Origin of the sequence: Acutalibacter intestini (genome assembly GCF_034334985.1) — a bacterium.
In the GTDB taxonomy this organism is placed as follows: domain Bacteria; phylum Bacillota; class Clostridia; order Oscillospirales; family Acutalibacteraceae; genus Acutalibacter; species Acutalibacter intestini.
In genome coordinates this window covers 1-3021 of the sequence record NZ_JAWXXL010000086.1, presented here as the reverse complement: position 1 = coordinate 3021, position 3021 = coordinate 1, and the positions used below count along the sequence as shown (strand labels likewise).

The window sequence follows — 3021 nt, the reverse complement described above, 5'->3', positions numbered from 1 at the left end:
TAGAAGCCCGCGGCCTTCAACGCCCGCTTCGTCCGGCGCAACAAGGCTATATAATCCCGCTTTGAATAAAGGTCAACGCGGTATGTGTATTCCGTCCCCTGCATTTCGTCTTCTGCCGCATCCCTGTCCTGCGATAAAACAAGCTGATACGTGAAGAACGTGCCAGCCTTCCCGCGGTATAGCAGGCGCGCCACATTCGGGCAAAGGTCGGCAAGCGTGGATTTTACCAGCGCGTCCACGGTGTCAATCATTCGGCCCCGCCTCCTTGCTGTTTCTCCCATTCCTGCCGCATTACCTCTTGTACCTCTCCCGCGGCCTTCTCATTCGCGCTTGTGAACCACGGACGCGCGGGCATATTGGATCGCCCGTATTGGTGGACAAATCCCACCGTGGCGTTACGCTCCCCGCGGCGGTTTGTCCCCTGCGGGTATACCTCCACGTATTGCGTGCTGTCCTTCTTCTTGACGGACGTTGCTTTGATGGAGCTTGCAAGATCGCCCGTTACTCTGCCGCTGTGAAAGGTGCTGCGGATTTCCGCTTGCTGTGCGTCTACCAGCACCGCCGCGCCAGCTTTCAGCATAGCGGGAACTGCCGCCGTTGCCGCGGCCTCCCGCTTCAAGATTTTATCCTCGAAGCCTTCAATGCCGTTTACTTCAAACCGCGCCACCGTCCCCGCCTCCTTCCTGTTCGCCGCCGTCCGGCTCTTCGCCCTGGTCTTCCTGCACTTCCGGAAGATCGGAAAGCGTCAATTCCGTTATATCCGTGTTTTTCGGATCGCGGTATGTCCGCAATATCCGGTATCGCACGCCGTCCACTTCGGCCAGCTTTTGCCCGCCGTACTCTTCCGTGTATACGTCAACCTTCAATTCCGCGGCATAACCCGCAACCGCGGCTTTGTAGAACTCCGAATAGCCCACGGATTTCTTGTTGCCAAAAAGCACCGTGCGCGTTTCCTTCGGCTCATTCGGGAAGCCGTTTGCGTTCACCCGCTCTTCGGGGGCTTCCACGGCGATCAAGGTAATTTCATCAATCCACCGCATGATAACCCCCCGCCAAACTCAAAGAACACTTCAAGTAATCATAGGCGGCGCGGTATTTCTCGCTGTCCTCGCTATACCCGAAGTTTGCCTTTGCGTATAGGATAATCGCCCGCGTGATAAGAGGATCACCCGCCGAAGGCGGTTCACCTTCGGCGGGCGGCTGATCCTCCGGAACGTTCACACCGACAAGGCGCAAATCGGCCTTGCAAGCGTCAATCAGCCCTTGCACTTCATCGTCGAAGGCGGTTGTTTTCACACGCAAGGCGGCCTTCACCTTGTCCAGCATTGCCCGTTCACCCCTTCCGCGTTATACGCCGGAAGCCGCGCCGGACGCAATGGTAACAAGGGAATTCTTGTCAACAACCTTGCCGTCAACAAGCATAATCGCCTTTGTTACCTGATCGTCGGTTTCGTTGTCCTCATACTTCTTCACGGTCATAGTGTAGTTGGTGTTCAGCACGTAGTCCTTGAAGTTGAAGAGGAAGGCGAAGACGGTTGCCGCGGCCATGCCGGAAGTGAAGGACGGCACATAATCGCAACACACCACGGGGCGGCCCAACAGCATTCTTTCCGGCCTGCCCGCGATCCCGTAATTGGTCTTGCCGATCGGCTGTCCCACTTCGTCCACCATGCCCGCGTATTGCATGAAGGTTTTTTTGCTCATGCACCACACCGCGCCGTTTTCGTATGCCTGCGGCAACGCGCCTTCGGCGGCCACAAGGTCAGCATACGCGGGCGCGCTGGAAGTCAACGCCTGCCCTTCGGGGGCGGTTTCGGAAAGAATGCCCTTCGGCTTCCCGCTCCCGTCGCCGGAAACAATGGCCTGTTCCGTGGCCTTCGTCATAGCCTCCACAACGTTATTGGTAAGCGTCGCTTCAAACGCGGACAAGGCCATAACGTCCACTTCCAGCGACACGGCCACGGCGCACCGCAACTTGTGATAAGCGAAGGTAATGCTTCCCGTGGCCTTCTTCTGCTTGTCGCTCCCCGCGCCCTCTGCAACCCACGTCGCAACGGGCTTCGCGCTGGAGGTCGGGATAGAAACGCCGCCCTTGTAGGCCGTGCGCGTCACCAGCGGAAGGATCATGCCCACGGCTTCCATTTTTTCAATGATCTTGTTCAAGATCGTTGTGGGGATCACTGCGCCGTTGTCCGCGGTTTTAGAAACGGCGTTTGCGCGGAACTCTGCCGGAATGGGCGTGCCGCGCAAAGCGTATTCCATGAACGCGCGGCGGTATTCCATGCTGTCCAGCGGGTCAGCTTCCCCGCGCTGTTCACCGCCAGCAGGGGCGGCGGGGGAAGGGAAGGAGCGAACCACCGCGCCGCCGCTTGTGCCTTCCGCAATGGAAGCCAGAAGGGAAGAACGCTGTTCGGCGGCGGCCAGCAGGCCCGCCCTCTCGGTTTTCAGATCGTCAACCTCCTTCGTGAGCGCGGCCAACTGCTCCGCGGTCAGCTCCGCGCCCCTCTCTTCGATCTCCTTCTTGATCGCCGCAAGGCGGGCTTCGATTTCCTGCAATCTCATGTTGTCATACCTCCAATAAAATTTTTAGTTTCAATAGCTGTGCCTGCCGCGCTAACGCCTCCCGCCTCTCTGCTTCGATCACTCCGTCGAAGTAGGAACGCGCGGCAATATCGGTATCGGCGTTCGCGGGATAAGACACCGCGGAAACGTCGTAAACCTTTTTGATCCGCAAGATTCTTCGCGTGTGCGTGTCTTTGTTGTATGCGTCCTCCGCAACCCTGAACGCCCACGACATTTTATAAATCAACCCTGCGTCGATCGTGCCGTAAAGTTTCCGGGCCTCTTCGGTAAGGCCCAAATTTGCGGCAACAAAAAGGCCGCTTTCCTGCGGTTCAACCAACAGGGAAGGCGGCTTGCTTTTTGCCATCTTGTTTCGTGCGTACACCATGCCCGCGTGATCGTACTGCATAATCACGTCGGACAAATCCGCGCCCGCAAGGGCGTTCCGGTCTACCACTT

Annotated in this window: 6 protein-coding genes; all 6 read right to left on the bottom strand. The window is 57.9% G+C overall.

The window, feature by feature from the left end; genetic code table 11:
- A partial coding sequence (locus U8U68_RS21645) for a hypothetical protein (protein ID WP_322204503.1) occupies positions 1 to 251 on the bottom strand: 251 nt, incomplete at its 3' end.
- Positions 248 to 667, bottom strand: coding sequence for an HK97-gp10 family putative phage morphogenesis protein (locus U8U68_RS21640; RefSeq protein ID WP_322204502.1), 420 nt, complete (start codon positions 665 to 667; stop codon positions 248 to 250). The genes U8U68_RS21640 and U8U68_RS21645, both read right to left, overlap by 4 nt.
- Positions 654 to 1040: a hypothetical protein gene (locus tag U8U68_RS21635; protein WP_322204500.1), complete on the bottom strand. Its 387-nt coding sequence runs from the start codon at positions 1038 to 1040 to the stop codon at positions 654 to 656. The genes U8U68_RS21640 and U8U68_RS21635 overlap by 14 nt, the downstream gene beginning before the upstream one ends.
- Complete coding sequence (locus U8U68_RS21630; protein ID WP_322204498.1) at positions 1027 to 1326, bottom strand: head-tail connector protein; 300 nt, start codon at positions 1324 to 1326, stop codon at positions 1027 to 1029. The genes U8U68_RS21635 and U8U68_RS21630 overlap by 14 nt, the downstream gene beginning before the upstream one ends.
- A 21-nt stretch (positions 1327 to 1347) precedes the next feature.
- Complete coding sequence (locus tag U8U68_RS21625; RefSeq protein ID WP_322204496.1) at positions 1348 to 2562, bottom strand: phage major capsid protein; 1215 nt, start codon at positions 2560 to 2562, stop codon at positions 1348 to 1350.
- Between the two features lie 4 nt (positions 2563 to 2566).
- Positions 2567 to 3021 (bottom strand): HK97 family phage prohead protease (locus U8U68_RS21620; protein WP_322204494.1); only part of this gene is annotated, 455 nt, incomplete at its 5' end.